Genomic DNA, 15,217 nt, shown 5'->3' with positions numbered 1-15,217 from the left:
CGTCGGACCGGACCGACGGCAGCGCGCGCACGCCGCCGTTTCCCGCGCGTTCAGGCCGGCGCACGTTGGCCTCCGCCCGCAGCGTCGCTGCGGTAGCGGCTGGTTGAGGTCTTGTAGTACTGCGCGCGGATGGCCGCCATGGCCTCGATCAACGGTGCCCACGGCGCGGGAAAGCGTTCTTCCGCCATCATCCGGTGCAGCATGCGCGTATGGCCGGCCAGCTCGTCGTTGAGGAACTCCACCACAGGCATAGCCGGATAGCGCTGCAGCAGCAGGATCGCCGCGTTATCTCCCTCGCCGGCCGACCTGTCCTTTTCGCGTCCATGCAGATCGTTCTGCAAGCGCCCTATCGCGGAGATGAGCCGCAGGACCTGGCGAAACCCCGGACGCGCGCGCAAGGTCGCCATGTCCAGCCCCCACAGCAACGACAGGCAACAGAACACGTTCGTGTAGGCGATCGAATCAATGCCGTTGTGCAGGTACTCGGCGTAGGACCAGCGTTCCGCCCCTGCCGCCTGCGCGTGTCCGGCGCGCAGCGCCGCGCAGTAGCACCGGGTATCGTCGAGAAGCTGAGCATAGTCGCGACGATCGTAGGCAAGCGCGGCCAGCGAAGCGCGCAGCACAGCGCAGCCCTCGAATCCGGGGAGCGCGCACGGCTCGCTCTGCGCCAGCGCCTGCTCCACCGCGGCGAGCTGCTCCGGCGCGATCAGGCCAAGGTCGTTGCAATCGTCGAGCCAGAACAGCAGCGCCAGTTCGCGATAGAAAGCCACGATCAGCGTTTCGTCCTGCGGATCGCGGCCGGTGCGGGCGCTGGTGTCGCGCAGGCTCTGGTGGATGCGCTGCAGGATGTACTGGCCGCCCCTGACCGCTTCCACGGCATGCTCGTCGGCGAACCCGGTCAGGGAACGCCCCCACTCCAGCACCTGCTGGAGCGCACGTTCGTTCTGGATCATGGCGCCGCTCCTGCTCCCTCGGCCGAGACGCGCCGCCCCCAACGAAGCCCCAGCCACAACCCAGCGAGTTCGGCCACGCGCACCACCCGGGTGGGGCAATACAGTTCCTTGCCAATCCACAGCGGCGTCTGCGGCAATGCATGCGCCGCGTGGCGGGCGAGCATCCACTTCAGCGCACGCGCCACCGCCTGCGCGATGCGCCGGCGCCCTGTCGGCTCTTCGCTCCCGTCCATCACGTGCAACGCGAACAGCGCATAGGCGCTTTCCTCGAATGTGGACGCGCGACCGGCGCCCCAGCCGCCGTCGTCGCGCTGCGCCTGCAGCAGCGCCGCCAGCGCGCGCTCGTCGCGCCACTGGGGCTTGCCTTGCGCCAGCGCAGCGACCGCATGCGCGGTGGGATACAGCCACGAAACGTGCCATTTTTCGTTGTCCCATAGACCGTGCGGGTTGCGATTGGCCTCGACGTAGGCGCTCGTGCCGGCGGCGGGCTTTCCCACCATTCGCAACGCATGCAGGGCGTGGATGTTGGTCGACACCGAGGCATTGCGCTCGCCGGGGAAGGTGACGAACAGCTCGCCGATTTCGAAATGGCGCAACGCATCGACCGCCGGGTCGCGGCCTGCAAGGCGCAGGACGCACATCGCAACGGCGGTATCGTCCGCATCGGCCGCGAAGTGCAAGGCCGGGCCCAGACCGCGCACGCCGAGGCGGGCGTCGAGCTGCGCGACGATCACTTGCACCGCCTCGGCCAGCGCGGGATGCGCGAACAGACCGGCCAGATGCAGGGTGTACAGCGACCAGCATGGCTCGAATACATTGATCGGCCAGACGTTGGGAAAGACACCTTCGATGCCGCTGCGCGTCGCCCGCGATGCCGCCTCCAAATACGCGTCGGCGCGCCCGACCTGCGGCGTGCTCCCCTGTGTCACGGCGTGCGCACGCCACGCGGAGGTGGCCGCCGGACTGATGCCGATGCTGCCGTCGTCATCCGGGCATACGGTGGTCGGTGACGTCCCCCAGGCTTCCCAGGAGTGCAGCAACGGATGGCCGCTCGGCAAAGTTGCCACCGCCCCCAGCTTGACCAGGCACGCTTGCCGCAACGGCAACAGCGCCGGGTGGCGCGGAAACGCCACCCCGCCCAGCAAGGATGCGGCCTCGCCGCACAACTGCGGCAGGATCAGCTCCGCGCCGATCGGCGCGTCTTCCGGCACCGCATGCGCGTAGGGATCGGGCTGGCGCTCGAGGAACCAGGTTGCAGCCTGGACTGCGTCGGCAGCGCCGGGAAGAGGATCGGCACGCTGCAATGCCAGCAACGCCGCCCACGTGGGCGCATGGCGGAACAGCGGGAAGTCCGCATTTCCCCATCCGCCATCGGCCTGTTGCTGCGCGATGAGCCACGCGTATGCGTCCTGCCGACCGGTGACGTTGCCGTGGAACTGCAGAGCTCGCGCCGTGTCGTAGACGGACGGACCGACGCTGCCGCCGTCGCTCATCTCGCTCAGCAGGTGGCGCAATTCGGAAAGGATCTGTTCGGACAGCGCGTTCACGCGGGATGTTCCTTCTGCAGAGGGTTGACGAGAACCAGGATCGGCAGACGCCGCGCACATCGCCGGGACTCGGGCACAGTGCAGCATGCACCGCTGCCGCCGGCGATCGCAGCGGCACAGGGGCGACTCCATGTGGACGGGCGTGCTCATGCGCATGGCTTGAACAGATACCCGTTGGCCCGCTGCAGTATCTGCGCCAACCGTTCCGCACGCGGCCCCAGCGGGGCGATGGCTTCCCCGGCGTCGCGCAACAAATCCAGCGCGAATTGGCGCGCTGCCTGCAGCCCCATGATCGACGCGCAGGTCGGCTTCTGCGCCGCCGCGTCCTTGCCGGGGGTCTTGCCCAGCGTCGCGGTATCCGCTGTCGCGTCGAGAATGTCGTCGATCACCTGCAACGCCAGGCCGAAACAGGCGGTGTAGCGATCGAGCGCACAGTACAGCGCAGCGTGCGCGGCATCCTCCGCGATGGAGCATAGCGCGCCCATGCGAACGGACGCGCGCACTAGCGCTCCGCTCTTCATCCGGTGCATCGCCACGATCCTGTCCAGCTCGGCGTGCTTTCCGACCAGCGACAGATCCATGGCCTGCCCGCCTGCGGCACCGTCGGCGGACACGGCCTGCGCCAGTTCGCGCACGAGCGCGATACGGTTGTCGCCCGGCGCATCTAGGCTCGCCAGGGTCAGGAAGGCGTGCGCCTGCAGCGCATCGCCGACCAGGATCGCAGTGGCTTCGCCGAACTTTACGTGCACGGTCGGAAGGCCGCGGCGAAGCACGTCGTCGTCCATCGCGGGCAGGTCGTCGTGGACCAGGGTACAGGCGTGCATCATCTCGATGGCGGCGCCGACGTCGTCGAGCATGTGCGCCGGCGTGTCGGCCAGTGCGCCGGCAGCCAGACAGAGCAAGGCGCGGGTGCGCTTCCCGCCATGCAAGGTGGCGTAGCGCATCGCCGCCATCAGCTCGGTCTCACCGTCGTCTTCGGCGCAGAGAAGACGCGCCAGCGCCTGTTCGACCCGCTTTGCGCCGTCCTGCATCCAGATCTCCGGCAGCAGCCTGCCGGATGCGCCGCGCGCCTGCGCGCCCAATCCGCCGACCGCGGAAACGCCAGTTCGGTCGTCGTGTAGCGTGGAACCGGTCTGCATGTTTTTCATGTCCTTGTACCTGACACGAGATGGCCACAGCGAGCGCCAAGCCGCAGCGGTGTTGCCGCCATCGCACCGAGCGCGTGCGCTGAGTGCAGCAATGCCGCGCCTCGCCGGCGCCGCTGCCTCGCCACACGGGGCATGCGATGCCAGCTCATGAGAAGCCTATGCGGATTGCCATGGACGGATGTGCGGTCGGGTAATAGCGCCGGCCTTTTTCGACGCCGCTCAGCAACCGCGGCCGCACCCCGGCCTTGTGCATGATCAGCGCCAAGGCGATGCAGAACTGCACCATTTCCAGCCATACCAGGTGGTAGCCGATGCAGACGTGTGGGCCGGTACCGAACTGCAGCATGTCCACCGGCCGGATCGGCTCCGTGCGTTGCAACCACCGCGCCAGGCGGAACTGATCAGGCGCCTCGTGCAGCAGCGCCGAGGTCGAGAAATGCAGCAGCGGGATGCACAGATGGGTGCCTGCGGGAATGCGCCGTTGGCCGAGTTGCAATTCCTGCAGGGCGCGACGCGGCAGGAGCGTGGTCGCCGGATGCAGGCGCAGCGTCTCGCGGAACAGCGCCTCGGCGACCGGACACTGCGCCAGGTCCGCGTGCCGGGTCGGCACCGCGCCCACGCGTTGCGCCTCCTCGACGAGGGCGTCCCACAGCACAGGCTGCCGCGCCAGCTCGATCACCATCCAGGCCATCGTCGAGGCAGTGGTGTCGTGACCGGCAAGCAGCAGCAAGCGGATATTGGCGACCAGGACGTCATCGGAAAGCGCATTGTCGCTGCGGTCGAAGGCGCTCACCATGTCGTTGATCAACCCGGTGCGCGCGGCATGCGCGCGCGCGTCGCGGACGAACTGGCGCAACTGCGCGTCGATCCAGTCGCGGGCGGCGCGGCCGCGCCGCAAGGGCAGTCCGGGCACGTCGACCGGGGGCGCGACGATCAACTGCAGCAGTTGCCGGTATTTGCGATGCCATCCCGGCAGGTCCTGCGCGGGGATTCCCATGAGGCTGAAGATGAGCTTGAGCATCAGGTCGCCGGTTTCGCGCAGGATGGTTACGTCGCCGCGCTCGCGCCACGCCTGCACCCGCGCCCGGATGACGGGCGCGAACAGGTCGCCGATGCCGGCCTGGGTCAGCCCCTTGGGCAGGAACGCCGCCTTGATCGCATCGCGCGCTTGCCGGTGCGCGCCGCCGTCCTGGGCAACCAACGTTCCGCCAAGCAATTCGGGCGCGATCTCTTCGATCAGCGCCGAGGACACGTCCTTGTGCCGGAGCAGTGCGAACGCATCCGGATGCACGCAGGTCATCAGGTGTCCGGCAGGGCCGAAATCCAGCCAGAAGTGGCTGCCCAGCGTCCGTTCCGCGCGCCGCAGCAGGCGCGGCAGGTCGCAGGCGATGGCGGGAAGATGCCCGAGCAGGGGGAAAGCGCCGGGCATGACCGGGATGTCGTATCGCCGCCGGTGCCGACGGTTGAGCGGGTTGAGCAGCATGCCCATCAGCAGCGCGCCGCCGCGGCCGCTTCGGCGGTGTCGCCGGCAGGCCGCACGGCGCAGCTGTTGCCACCGTCGGCGTACGTCGGCACATGCGCCAGCATGCCGCCGTCGATGCACACGACCTGGCCAGTGATGAACGCAGCATCGTCGGAGAGCAGGAACGCCACGAGCGCGGCCACGTCCTCGGGGCGGCCGACGCGCTGCAAGAGCTGGTGCCGGCGCAGATGCCGTTGCATGCACTCGTCCAGCTTGGCGAGGAGACGCTCGGTCATGACGAGACCCGGCGCAACGGCGTTGCAGCGGATCTGCGCATGACCGTACTGGGTGGCGAGCGAGGCCGACAGCATGTTCATCGCCGCCTTCGACGCGGCGTAGGACGTCTGCGCCGTGTCACCGCTGAGTCCCTGGCACGACGACATGTTGACGATCGCGCCACCGCCGCGGGCGATCATCCGTGGGATGGCCTGCCGGCAGCAGAGCAGCGTGCCGCGCAGATTGGTCGCCATGGTCTGATCCCAGACCGCCAGGTCCAGGTCGAGGATCGCGCGGTCGCGTGAGGTCAGATGCATGGCGCTCGCATTGTTCACTAGGAGGTCGACCCCACCGAAGTGCCGCTCCGCCGTCTCGAACAGCGCTGCCACCGCCTGCGCATCGGCGATATCCATGGCTAGGGGCAGCGCGTGGCCTGCTTCGGCCGCGATCTGCGCGGTGCAGGCGATGGCCGCCGAGCCATCAATGTCGGCCACCACCACTCTGCCGCCCCCGCGCGCGATGGCGAGAGCGCATGCCTGGCCGATGCCGGCGCCGGCGCCGGTCACCACGGCCACCTTGCCTTCAAACCGTCCCATCGTGTCTCCTGAATTGCATTGGTCTTTCGCAGCATGCCGCTCGGCCTCCGCCGGAGAAGGCGCAGGGTCGGCGCTGGCGCGCTCGTCATGGCCAGCGTCGCTTTCGATGACCCGAATGGCGGCGACCGGGCACTGGTTGGCCGCAAGCCGCACGGCGGCGTGCAGCGCCTGCGGGACCGTCGCCACGCACACTTCGGCCACGCCGTCCGGTTCGCGCTGGCGAAAGGTGCCCGGCAGCGTCAGCACGCACTGCCCGGTAGTTCCGCACAGATGCTGATCGACCAGGACGCGCATCTCAGCCCTCCTGCCCATGCAGCCGCACCGGCAGCGCGCGGAACGTCCTAAGGAACGCGGAGGGCTCCCGGGTCGGCTGCTCGGCCAATGCCAGCGTGGGGAAGCGCGCCTGGATCCGCGGCAGGCTCTCGGCCAACTGCACTCGGGCCAGTTGCGCACCCAGGCAGAAGTGGATGCCGTGGCCGAAGGTCAGCATGATCTTCCCGTCGATCGACATGCCAGGACTGGTGCCGTAGAACCGCACGGGATCGAAGCGGTCGGGATCGGCGAAGGCGTCCGGGTCGCGATTGCCGGCCGCGATCAGCACGCGCACGTCCGCGTTCTTCGGGATCACCACGCCGCCCAGTTCGATGTCGCGCTGGGCGATACGCGGAATGGAGCTGAACATGGCGGGCGCGTCGTAGCGCAGGGCTTCTTCGACGAATGCCTTCACCCCCACGGCATCTCCCTTCAGCCAGTGCCGCTGTTCGGGATACGCCAGCATCGCCAGGACCGCATGGCCGATGGCCGCGGCAGTGGTGGCGAAGCCGCCCAGCAGCATGCCCCAGAGCATGCTGATCAATTCCGCATCCGACAGCATCTCGGCATCGTCGTCGTGTGCGCCGACCAGCATTGACACGATGTCGTGGCGGGAATCGGTGCGCTTGCGCTGTATGAGGTCGCCGAAGTAGGCCTGCACTCTGGCGCTGGCCGCGTCCCCCGCAGCGAGTTGGGGATCGCTGGCGTGCGGGCTCAGGCCTTCCAGAATGGCGCTGATGCCGGTGACGAGCCCGAGAATGTCGTCCGGGGGCATGCCGAACAGTTCGCCGAAAACCAGCATGGGCAAGGCCAGCGCGAATTCCTGATGCAGGTCCACTGCCTCCCCGCGCTCCAGTGCGGGCGCCATGCCGTCCAGGCGCGCTGCGACAATGCGAGCGATGGTCGGCCTCAGGTTGTCGATCTGGCCGATGGTGAAATCGCGCGAGATCAGCCGGCGCAGACGCGTATGCGTTGGAGGTTCCTTCATCGCTAAAGTGGACGCCAGCAAACTTAGCGACAGGCTGGTCGCCGCACGCGGGAAATAGCGCGCCAGTTCGCCTGGTGCCGGCCCCCGAAAAGCATCGCCCGTGGCCTTGAGCGCCCAGTAGATGTCGGCGTGGCGGCTCAACAGAAAGAGGCCCGACGCCGCGCGATGTACCGGATCGTGCTCGCGCAACCACCGCATGAATGGGTACGGGTCCTGAATGCACGCTGGCGACGCCAGTTCGGCGAAGGCATCCCGGCATGCTGCCGTGGTTTCTTGCACGTCCATCTTGGTCACCTGTTGGCTAGCTGATCTGATCGGCGCGCGGCAGGCGCGCCGGCAATTTGGAGAACATCGCGTTCCTGGTGGCGTCCGCGCATCACCAGAGCACCGGGAACTCCCCGAACCCGCCAGTGATGATCTCCTTGCGCAACTTCAGTTCTTCGGGCGCCACGGCCAGGCGCAGCGCGGGAAAGCGCTGGAAGATCGAACCGAACACCGCCTTGAGTTCCAGCCTGGCCAGCGCCAAGCCGATGCAGTTGTGCGGCCCGTAGGAGAACGCCAGGTGCGGGTTTTCGTCACGTCCGATGTCGAAGATTTCCGGGTCGTCGAAATGGCGCGGATCGAACGACGTCGCCGGCAGGCCGACCAGCACCTTGCTCTCCGCGGGAACATGCACGCCCGCGATGGTCACGTCGGTCCTCGGATAGCGCATGATGCCGTCCCAGCCGGCGCCCGGCGGGTACATGCGCAGGATTTCCTCCACCGCCTTGTCCACCAGGGATGGATCGCCGACCAGGCGTTCGCGCTGTTGCGGATGGCGGAACATGGCCAGCAGGCCGAATTCGATCTGCGCGACGGTGCTCTCGTGCCCCGCCACCAGCATGCCCGCCGCCAGGCCGATCGCCTCTTCCTCGGTCGCCTTGCCCTGGTCGACCGCCGCGAGCAGGTCCGTCAGCACGTTGTGGCCCGGATCCTGGCGCTTGTCCCGCATCTTGCCGCGAATGTAGGCGCGGAGTTCTTCCCAGGCCAAGCGCGACGCGCTTCGCGGGCCGCTTTCATGCTGGTGCGTCATCACCTCGTCGGACAGCCCGGCGAAAAAGGCGTGATCCTCGTAGAGCACGCCCATCAGCGCGCCAATGACCATGGCCGGAAGCGGAAAGGAGAGGTGGCGCCGCAGATCGGCGGGCTGGGGCTGGGCCGCCAGCGTCTCGAACAACTGCGTGGCGATCGCCTCGACCTGCTGCGCGAGCAGCTTCACCCTGCCGTTGCTGAAGGCCGGCGCCACGATCGTGCGTAACCGTGTATGCTCGCCCCCCTCGTGCGAGACCAGCCATCCTGGCGAACCGAGAATCACCGAATCCGGGGTGAATGCCGCCGGCGGCATTCCCGCGGGCCGGAACGCCGCGTCGGACAACACCGCCTTGGCCTCGTTATAGCCTGTGACCCACCAGCCTTCGTGCCCGGACGGAAAGCGCACGTGGTGGATCGGACCGTTGGCGCGTAGCGCCAACATCTCGGGCGAGGGCTCAATGTGATCGACGCGCCACATCGGCAGCGTCGGCAAAGGTTGTTCGGACATGGTGGCACTTCACTCTATAGCGATGGAAGGGCGGAAGGTGACCGGCGGGCGCTGCGGCAGCGAAGACCTAAGACGGCATGTAGACGACGTCGTCCGAAGGCAGACCGATTATCAAGATCGGCTAACGCGTACCTGTCTAGGCACATCGCGCGGCGAGATGCAGAACGTTATCCTGCACCTTCGAGGTCAGGATAAAGTCGGTGTGGTGGGCCTTTGACTCGCCGCCGGCCAAGATTTCCTGCGCAAGGGTCGACAAGGGCGGCGAGCTGTTGGGTAAGGGCGGTTTCGCCGAGGACCCCCTGTCCATAGACGCTATCCGACGCGGATTTGACATTTTGCTTTTCTTTCTTCGTTCCATTCGTGTCATCCACGAAATGAAAGTCGGTCGGCGGCTCCCGGCCCGCAACGAAGGTGCTTCAAATCTCGTGCCAATTTGGCCGCAGCAGAAAAAAATTGTGGCAGCTTCTCAGCGGCTTAGCCTGAGGCCAGAGAAGAGCTAGGCGAAATAAGCCGGTGTAGCGGGCCAACAAAGGCGACGGAACAGTGTCGGACAGAACGCCTCGGGCGACCTTTAGGTCGGGCTTGCGACATTCTGGTCCAGTTTCGAACATAAGAGGGCGGCAAACAGACACGATTGGGGAATTCGATCCTCACGGCGCCGGGGCGCTTGCCCAAGAGCGCGCGCTCATGTTGCTGCGACAGGCGCGTGTTCGCGATAGCCGTGCCTGCGCACCCATGAACGCTAGCGGCACACGCTACGACTGGAGTGCCCGCCATGCATCGGCTCGGCTTCCGGTTCTTCTTTGCCCAGCCGGGGCTGAAGCGCCGAATATCCGCACCATACAGCATCGTTGTTGCCTGTGTGACGAGGCGGTATAGCGCGCGCCCGATCTTCCAAGACACGGCCTCCGAGAAGAAGGGGGCGGTCCAACAGCACCTCTATTTGAAATGGCACGCCGCTTGCTGCTCCTGGTTAGAGCACCATCAAATCACGATGAAAGCGACTTGCACCATGCCCGACACGCGAAGCTCTAGACAGTGGCCTGAGGAGACGGTGCCCGTTCCCGCTGAACATCGGGACATCGTCTCCTCCGGAAGTCCGTTCTCGGTGGCCGCTTTGCGCATGGCTGGTCCGATGCCGGCACGCCAACACGGGCCGCTTGCGCAAATGCCGTTTACCGGTTCTGTTCAGCATGTGAGTGCCCAAGAGCCCCGTCAAAGGGTCACCCAAGCCAAGGCCGGCGGGTCACTGCCACATATCGACAACACGCTGAACCAGTCCAGTGACGCGAGTCTGTTGCGTGAAGTGACATTTCAGGCCCCCACATGCTTGCGATATTGGCTACTTCCGGCCGCTATCCCTTTTCCAAACGCACGATCGCGAGTGACCGATCCCGCTTTCGGCGCCATAGCCGTGGGAACCAAGCGGCTCGACGGTGTCCAGCTCGCTCAGATCGATTGCGTTCGGGTGGCCAAGACCAGCCGCCAATACGTTCCCATACGTCGGGAGGGAAAAAGGAGGGTGCGAGCCGCGAGGGCCTCATTTCATGCCCGCCATACGAGCCTTTGCTCGGTATTGCGCCAGCCTCTGCCAGAATCCGGCGCGCCAGTTTTTTCCTGAGGAGCAAGTTGATGACCGTTCAAAAGAAGGTTCCCTTCGTCACCTTTCTCACGCGTGTTCGCGATGAGTCAGTCCAGGGCCCAAATCCATATCGCTGGGAAGAAAAGACATCTGACGACTACTTTGCCGGCAAGCGCGTCATCCTGTTCTCGCTGCCTGGCGCCTTCACTCCGACCTGCTCGACCTACCAACTGCCCAATTTCGAAGAGCTCTATGATGAGTTTGAGAAGGAGGGAATTGACGCGATTTACTGCGTCTCCGTCAACGATGCCTTCGTCATGAATGCGTGGGGGAAGTCCTTGGGCCTGCAGAAGGTCGAGCTCATCCCCGATGGCTCAGGCGAGTTCACACGCAAGATGGGCATGCTGGTCGCCAAGGACAATCTCGGCTTCGGGATGCGCTCCTGGCGCTACGCCGCCCTGATCAACAATGGCGTGGTGGAGCAGTGGTTCGAGGAGGAAGGTTTCTCCGACAACTGCGAGGCCGACCCGTATGGCATCTCGTCCCCGCAAAACGTTCTCGAAACGCTGAAAGCCGCCGCATGACCTAGAATACGTCTCACTGGTGCCATTGCCGGCCCCAAGAGGCTCCTCGACAGGATTTTCGCGCTCACCATGCAATCCTCAGCAAGCCTGCTTCAGCGCCAGAAGCAATCCATGGTCGCATCGCCTCAACTCATTGAGTCGATTCGCCTGCTGCAACTGGCGCATACTGAACTGCATCAGTTCGTGGAGCGGGAAATCGAGAAGAACCCGCTCTTGGAATCTGCATCAAGCGATGGCGGGCCTTTTGACGACGTTTCGATTTCGGGAGCGGATCAGCCTGTCGGCCCTGGCGCAAACGCCGTTGAAGGACCGACCGGGGCAGGTTCGCCTGAACGGCTCGGGCAATGGAAATCACTTCGCAACACGACCAACAACCCGCCGGGCAATGGCCCTTCCCTCGACGAGTTTGCCACCCTCGCCGAAACATTGCACGACCATGTCGCTCGTCAGATCGCCCTCACTGCGTTCACACCACAGGAGCGGCTGATTGCTGGCCAGCTTGCCGCCGATCTGGAAGACACTGGCTATGTTCGGGCAAACCTTTTGGAGCTGGCCGAGAGCCTGAATGTCCGTGAGGCTGTTGTAGAACGGGTTCTCGGAACCTTGCAGCAATTTGATCCACCGGGAGTTTTTGCGCGAAGTCTCAGAGAATGCCTCGAGATCCAGTTGCGCCAGCGTAACCGGCTCGACCCGGCAATGGCAGCTTTGGTTGCCCATCTTGAAATGCTTGCGCGGCGCGATTTTGAGGCACTGAAGCAGCATTGCGGAGTCGATGAAGAAGACCTTCTCGACATGATGCATGAGATTCGGGCGCTCGATCCCAAGCCTGGGAACCGATTCCAATCCGGTGCGTCTGAATCAATCATACCCGACATCTGGGTCACGCCCTCACCGCAAGGGGGGTGGCAGATCGAACTCGATCCCGCCACACTGCCAAAGCTGCTGATCAACCAAAGCTACTATGCCGAAGTCTCGCGTCAAACTGCCCAAAGTGCGAAGGATAAAGCATTTCTCGACGAATGCTTGCAAAACGCGAACTGGCTAATCCGCAGCCTCGATCAGCGCGCCAAGACCATCGTTAAGGTTGCGGCTGAAATCGTGCGTCAGCAGGATGCCTTTTTGGAACATGGCGTCGCCCACCTGCGGCCTCTCAATCTCAGAACCGTCGCTGACGCGATCGGCGTGCACGAGTCGACGGTAAGCCGGGTGACCTCGAACAAGTACATGCTTACCCCGCGCGGCGTCTTTGAACTGAAGTATTTTTTCACCGTCGCAATCGCGTCCTGCCAAGGCGGCGATGCGCACTCCGCCGAAGCTGTCCGCCATCGGATCAAAGCGATGATTGCCGCAGAATCTCACGGTGACGTGCTTTCCGACGATGACATCGCTGTCCGGCTGAAGGAAACCGGCATCGATGTTGCGCGCCGCACCGTCACAAAATATCGCGAAGCAATGAACATCCCCTCCTCCGTGCAACGCCGCCGGGAAATGCGCTTGTGTTTTTAAATTTGGGTCAAGGCAGCCAACATCAGGTTGCATTGCATCAAAGTGGAGACTTCGTTCATGACCCAATCCGCGGCAGGCGTTGTGGACGCTGTTCTGCACGACCCAGAAAGGCCCGTCCCACCGTCTGGTCCCGCATGGGGTGCGGTCATTTCGCTTTCCTTGGGTACCTTCGGTCTGGTGACGGCAGAGTTTCTTCCTGTCAGCCTGCTCACGCCGCTCGCGCATGATCTCGGTATCACCGAGGGAGCGGCTGGACAGGCGATGACGGCTACCGCTATCGTCGGGGCCATTTCGGCGCCGACGGTGGCCATCATCACAAAGCGCCTGGACCGCAGGATCGTCATGTGGACGATGACACTGCTGCTGATACTGTCGGACGTTCTGGCGGCCGGCGCGTGGTCGCTGGCGGTTCTCCTCACTGCACGCGTTGTGCTCGGCATAGCGCTCGGCGGCTTCTGGTCGATGTCGGCAGCACTGGCGATGCGGCTCGTTCCAAGCCACCTCCTGCCGCGCGCCATGTCGGTCATCCTCACCGGCGTTTCCGTGGCTACCGTTTGCGCAGCTCCAATTGGCGCTTATGTGGGCGATATCTGGGGATGGCGAAGCGCCTTCATGCTCGCCGCAGCCGGCGGCGCCGCTACACTGCTGGTGCAACTCATAACCATTCCGAGGCTGCCTCCGATTGGAGTGGCTAGCGTCCGCAGCCTGCTGGATGTGGCTAAGATTCCGATGGTCAAAGTTGCGCTTTTGGTCGTCCTGTTGGTCGCTTCCGGCCACTTCGCCGGAATCACCTATATTCGTGCCTTCCTCGAGAAGATTCCCGCACTGGATGTCGAAACGATCTCGCTTGTATTGCTTGCTTTCGGCATCGGCGGATTCTTCGGCAATTTGGCCGGCGGGCTTCTGGCCGAGTACAGTCTCAAGGCAGTCGCGGCCCTTGCACCGCTGCTCATAGCGATAGCCGCTGTTTCGCTGCTGACGGCGGGAGCATCGGCCTTGGCCTCGGCGATTGCGGTTGCCGCGTGGGGCTTTGCCTTCGGCGCGGTGCCGGTAGGATTGCAGACGTGGATGGTGCGGCGGGCCGTCCCCGAGCACGCCGAAAGCGCCGGTGTGCTGATGGTCGTAGCTTTCCAAGTGGCAATCGCAGCCGGCGCGATTTTCGGCGGACTATTGGTGGACAATGCCGGGATTACCAGTGCCATTGCCTACAGTGCTGTTGCCACGTTCCTCGCCGCCCTGACAGTGTTCCTGCTCGGCCCGAAGCGCGAAACCTAGACCGCCTGACAGAAGAGGCCTCAGCAGCGCAGCGGGACGAGAGATGCAGTCGCATGCACGGCGCGGCGCGATCCTCCGCATGATTACGCATCGACCAGCGCCAGCGCCTCGCCGGCTTCACCTCCGGGCGGATGGCGACCTTCGCCGCCAGACACGCGAACCTCGCCGGCACCGGTTTCTATTTGGCGATGATGAGCGCTGCCGGCGCGATGGAACCCTTGCTGGCGGTCATATCCTTCACGACAAGCCGGGATTCTGGGCAAGCGACAGCTACGCGCCGGCCATGCCCGTCAGAACGCCGGTGACGATGCCGCTCGATAGCGCAGACAGGTCGCGAATTGCCAGTCGTGTCAACGGCGGCCGGATTATCGTCGACCGCGCGTACCTTGTTTCGGCCGCAGACTATCGTTCGGCAGCTTGATGCTGTTGGCGAGTAGCGGAAACGCTTGCGCGCGTCTGATCCACCCCCTGAGGAGCGGATTGATCAGCCGGGCGATGTCGTTCAACGAGAGCTGCGTCTGTCGGCGGATGTGCAAGTCCCTGATCTTTTCCCGCATTGCTTTCAGCGCCGAGGAACTGACCGCTGGTGTGATGTTGACCACATAGCCTAGGAGCTATATATGACTTGGGAAGTCGTTTTTGGCGATGAGTTCGATGGGGAGTTCGAGGCGTTGCCCCAGACAGTCCAAGATGAGCTATTGGCCTCGGCTAAGCTGCTCGGTGTGTTCGGGCCCCAGCTGGGGCGACCGCATGCGGATACCTTGAATGACTCGTCGTTCGCGAACATGAAAGAACTTCGCTTCGACGCTGATGATGGTGTCTGGCGGGTTGCGTTCGCATTCGACCGGAAGCGGAAGGCGATCCTGCTCGTCGCCGGCGATAAGTGGGGCGTGAGTGAGAAGCGCTTCTATAAAAGTCTGATCGCCAAGGCGGACAAGCGCTATCAAGGGCATCTCGACCGTTTGGCGGCGGCGAAGAAGGAGAAGAAGTGATGGGACGCAAGCTTGACGACCTAATCGCTGCGCTCCCCGAGGATCGTCGGGAGCGGGTCGACGCGCGTTTCGAAGACTTAAGGGGAGAAGTCGAGAGTCTCGGCGATTTGCGGCGTGCCGCTGGAAAGGCCCAGGCCGAAATCGCTTCGGTCCTCAAGATCAAGCAGCCTTCGGTCTCGAAGATCGAGAAACAAGCCGACATGTACTTGTCTACTCTTAAAAGCTACGTCGAGGCGATCGGGGGGCAACTCGAACTCGTCGTTCGCCTTCCCTCGCGCGCGCCCCTCCGTATAGAGCGGCTCGGCGACGTCGTGGCTCCCAAAGCCGTCTCCGTGCGTACCGTTAAAAGAGCGGCAGGTGGACGTAATCGCACAAAGGCCGCACGCGCCGGCTGACCTCACTCTGTTTCGGCTAAAG

The 15,217-nt window shown here is 64.5% G+C and carries 14 protein-coding genes and 1 pseudogene; 6 read left to right on the top strand and 9 right to left on the bottom strand.

From position 1 onward, the window contains the following. Nucleotides 1-50: 50 nt before the first annotated feature. From NKH01_RS19155 to NKH01_RS19120, 8 genes and pseudogenes are all read right to left on the bottom strand, one after another. Nucleotides 51-953 carry a terpene synthase family protein gene (locus tag NKH01_RS19155; RefSeq protein ID WP_353021708.1) on the bottom strand — a complete coding sequence of 301 codons (903 nt, stop codon included), beginning with the start codon at nucleotides 951-953 and terminating at the stop codon, nucleotides 51-53. Further along, on the bottom strand, nucleotides 950-2,500 hold the full coding sequence (locus tag NKH01_RS19150; RefSeq protein WP_353021706.1) for a hypothetical protein: 1,551 nt from the start codon (nucleotides 2,498-2,500) through the stop codon (nucleotides 950-952). Before NKH01_RS19150 ends, NKH01_RS19155 begins: the two co-directional genes overlap by 4 nt. A gap of 146 nt (nucleotides 2,501-2,646) precedes the next feature. Next, complete coding sequence (locus NKH01_RS19145) at nucleotides 2,647-3,639, bottom strand: polyprenyl synthetase family protein (RefSeq protein ID WP_353021772.1); 993 nt, start codon at nucleotides 3,637-3,639, stop codon at nucleotides 2,647-2,649. A 154-nt stretch (nucleotides 3,640-3,793) separates the two neighbouring features. Beyond that, nucleotides 3,794-5,137, bottom strand: a complete 1,344-nt coding sequence (locus NKH01_RS19140) for a cytochrome P450 (RefSeq protein ID WP_353021704.1) — start codon at nucleotides 5,135-5,137, stop codon at nucleotides 3,794-3,796. Then, entirely contained in the window at nucleotides 5,137-5,982 is an 846-nt protein-coding gene (locus tag NKH01_RS19135) for an SDR family oxidoreductase (protein WP_352904667.1), read from the bottom strand. Before NKH01_RS19135 ends, NKH01_RS19140 begins: the two co-directional genes overlap by 1 nt. Before the next feature lie 168 nt (nucleotides 5,983-6,150). Next, nucleotides 6,151-6,276, bottom strand: a pseudogene (locus NKH01_RS19130) (ferredoxin); the annotation flags it as partial. A 1-nt stretch (nucleotide 6,277) separates the two neighbouring features. After that, nucleotides 6,278-7,567, bottom strand: coding sequence for a cytochrome P450 (locus NKH01_RS19125; RefSeq protein ID WP_352904646.1), 1,290 nt, complete (start codon nucleotides 7,565-7,567; stop codon nucleotides 6,278-6,280). A 91-nt stretch (nucleotides 7,568-7,658) separates the two neighbouring features. Then, on the bottom strand, nucleotides 7,659-8,861 hold the full coding sequence (locus tag NKH01_RS19120; protein WP_353021702.1) for a cytochrome P450: 1,203 nt from the start codon (nucleotides 8,859-8,861) through the stop codon (nucleotides 7,659-7,661). A gap of 200 nt (nucleotides 8,862-9,061) precedes the next feature. On the opposite strand from NKH01_RS19120, the gene NKH01_RS19115 reads away from it, so the two are divergent. The 4 genes from NKH01_RS19115 (at nucleotide 9,062) to NKH01_RS19100 (ending at nucleotide 13,808) form a co-directional block, all read left to right on the top strand. Next, nucleotides 9,062-9,361, top strand: coding sequence for a hypothetical protein (locus tag NKH01_RS19115; protein WP_352725454.1), 300 nt, complete (start codon nucleotides 9,062-9,064; stop codon nucleotides 9,359-9,361). A 1,132-nt stretch (nucleotides 9,362-10,493) separates the two neighbouring features. Continuing rightward, complete coding sequence (locus NKH01_RS19110) at nucleotides 10,494-11,027, top strand: peroxiredoxin (protein ID WP_352948310.1); 534 nt, start codon at nucleotides 10,494-10,496, stop codon at nucleotides 11,025-11,027. Nucleotides 11,028-11,096: 69 nt separating this feature from the next. Beyond that, nucleotides 11,097-12,533 (top strand): RNA polymerase factor sigma-54, encoded by a 1,437-nt coding sequence (rpoN, locus tag NKH01_RS19105; RefSeq protein ID WP_353021700.1) that lies wholly within the window; start codon nucleotides 11,097-11,099, stop codon nucleotides 12,531-12,533. A gap of 57 nt (nucleotides 12,534-12,590) precedes the next feature. Continuing rightward, nucleotides 12,591-13,808, top strand: a complete 1,218-nt coding sequence (locus NKH01_RS19100) for an MFS transporter (protein ID WP_353021697.1) — start codon at nucleotides 12,591-12,593, stop codon at nucleotides 13,806-13,808. A 365-nt stretch (nucleotides 13,809-14,173) separates the two neighbouring features. Here NKH01_RS19100 and NKH01_RS19090 read toward each other — a convergent pair whose 3' ends face one another. After that, complete coding sequence (locus NKH01_RS19090) at nucleotides 14,174-14,365, bottom strand: group II intron maturase-specific domain-containing protein (RefSeq protein ID WP_353021695.1); 192 nt, start codon at nucleotides 14,363-14,365, stop codon at nucleotides 14,174-14,176. 63 nt (nucleotides 14,366-14,428) lie between these two features. On the opposite strand from NKH01_RS19090, the gene NKH01_RS19085 reads away from it, so the two are divergent. Then, nucleotides 14,429-14,800 carry a type II toxin-antitoxin system RelE/ParE family toxin gene (locus NKH01_RS19085; RefSeq protein ID WP_353021693.1) on the top strand — a complete coding sequence of 124 codons (372 nt, stop codon included), beginning with the start codon at nucleotides 14,429-14,431 and terminating at the stop codon, nucleotides 14,798-14,800. Then, nucleotides 14,800-15,195: an XRE family transcriptional regulator gene (locus NKH01_RS19080; protein WP_352752928.1), complete on the top strand. Its 396-nt coding sequence runs from the start codon at nucleotides 14,800-14,802 to the stop codon at nucleotides 15,193-15,195. Before NKH01_RS19085 ends, NKH01_RS19080 begins: the two co-directional genes overlap by 1 nt. The last annotated feature ends 22 nt before the right edge of the window (nucleotides 15,196-15,217 follow it).

It is taken from the genome of Mesorhizobium sp. M1403 (assembly GCF_040317695.1).
Classification (GTDB): Bacteria; Pseudomonadota; Alphaproteobacteria; order Rhizobiales; family Rhizobiaceae; genus Mesorhizobium.
This window is presented reverse-complemented; position numbering and strand designations above follow the sequence as displayed.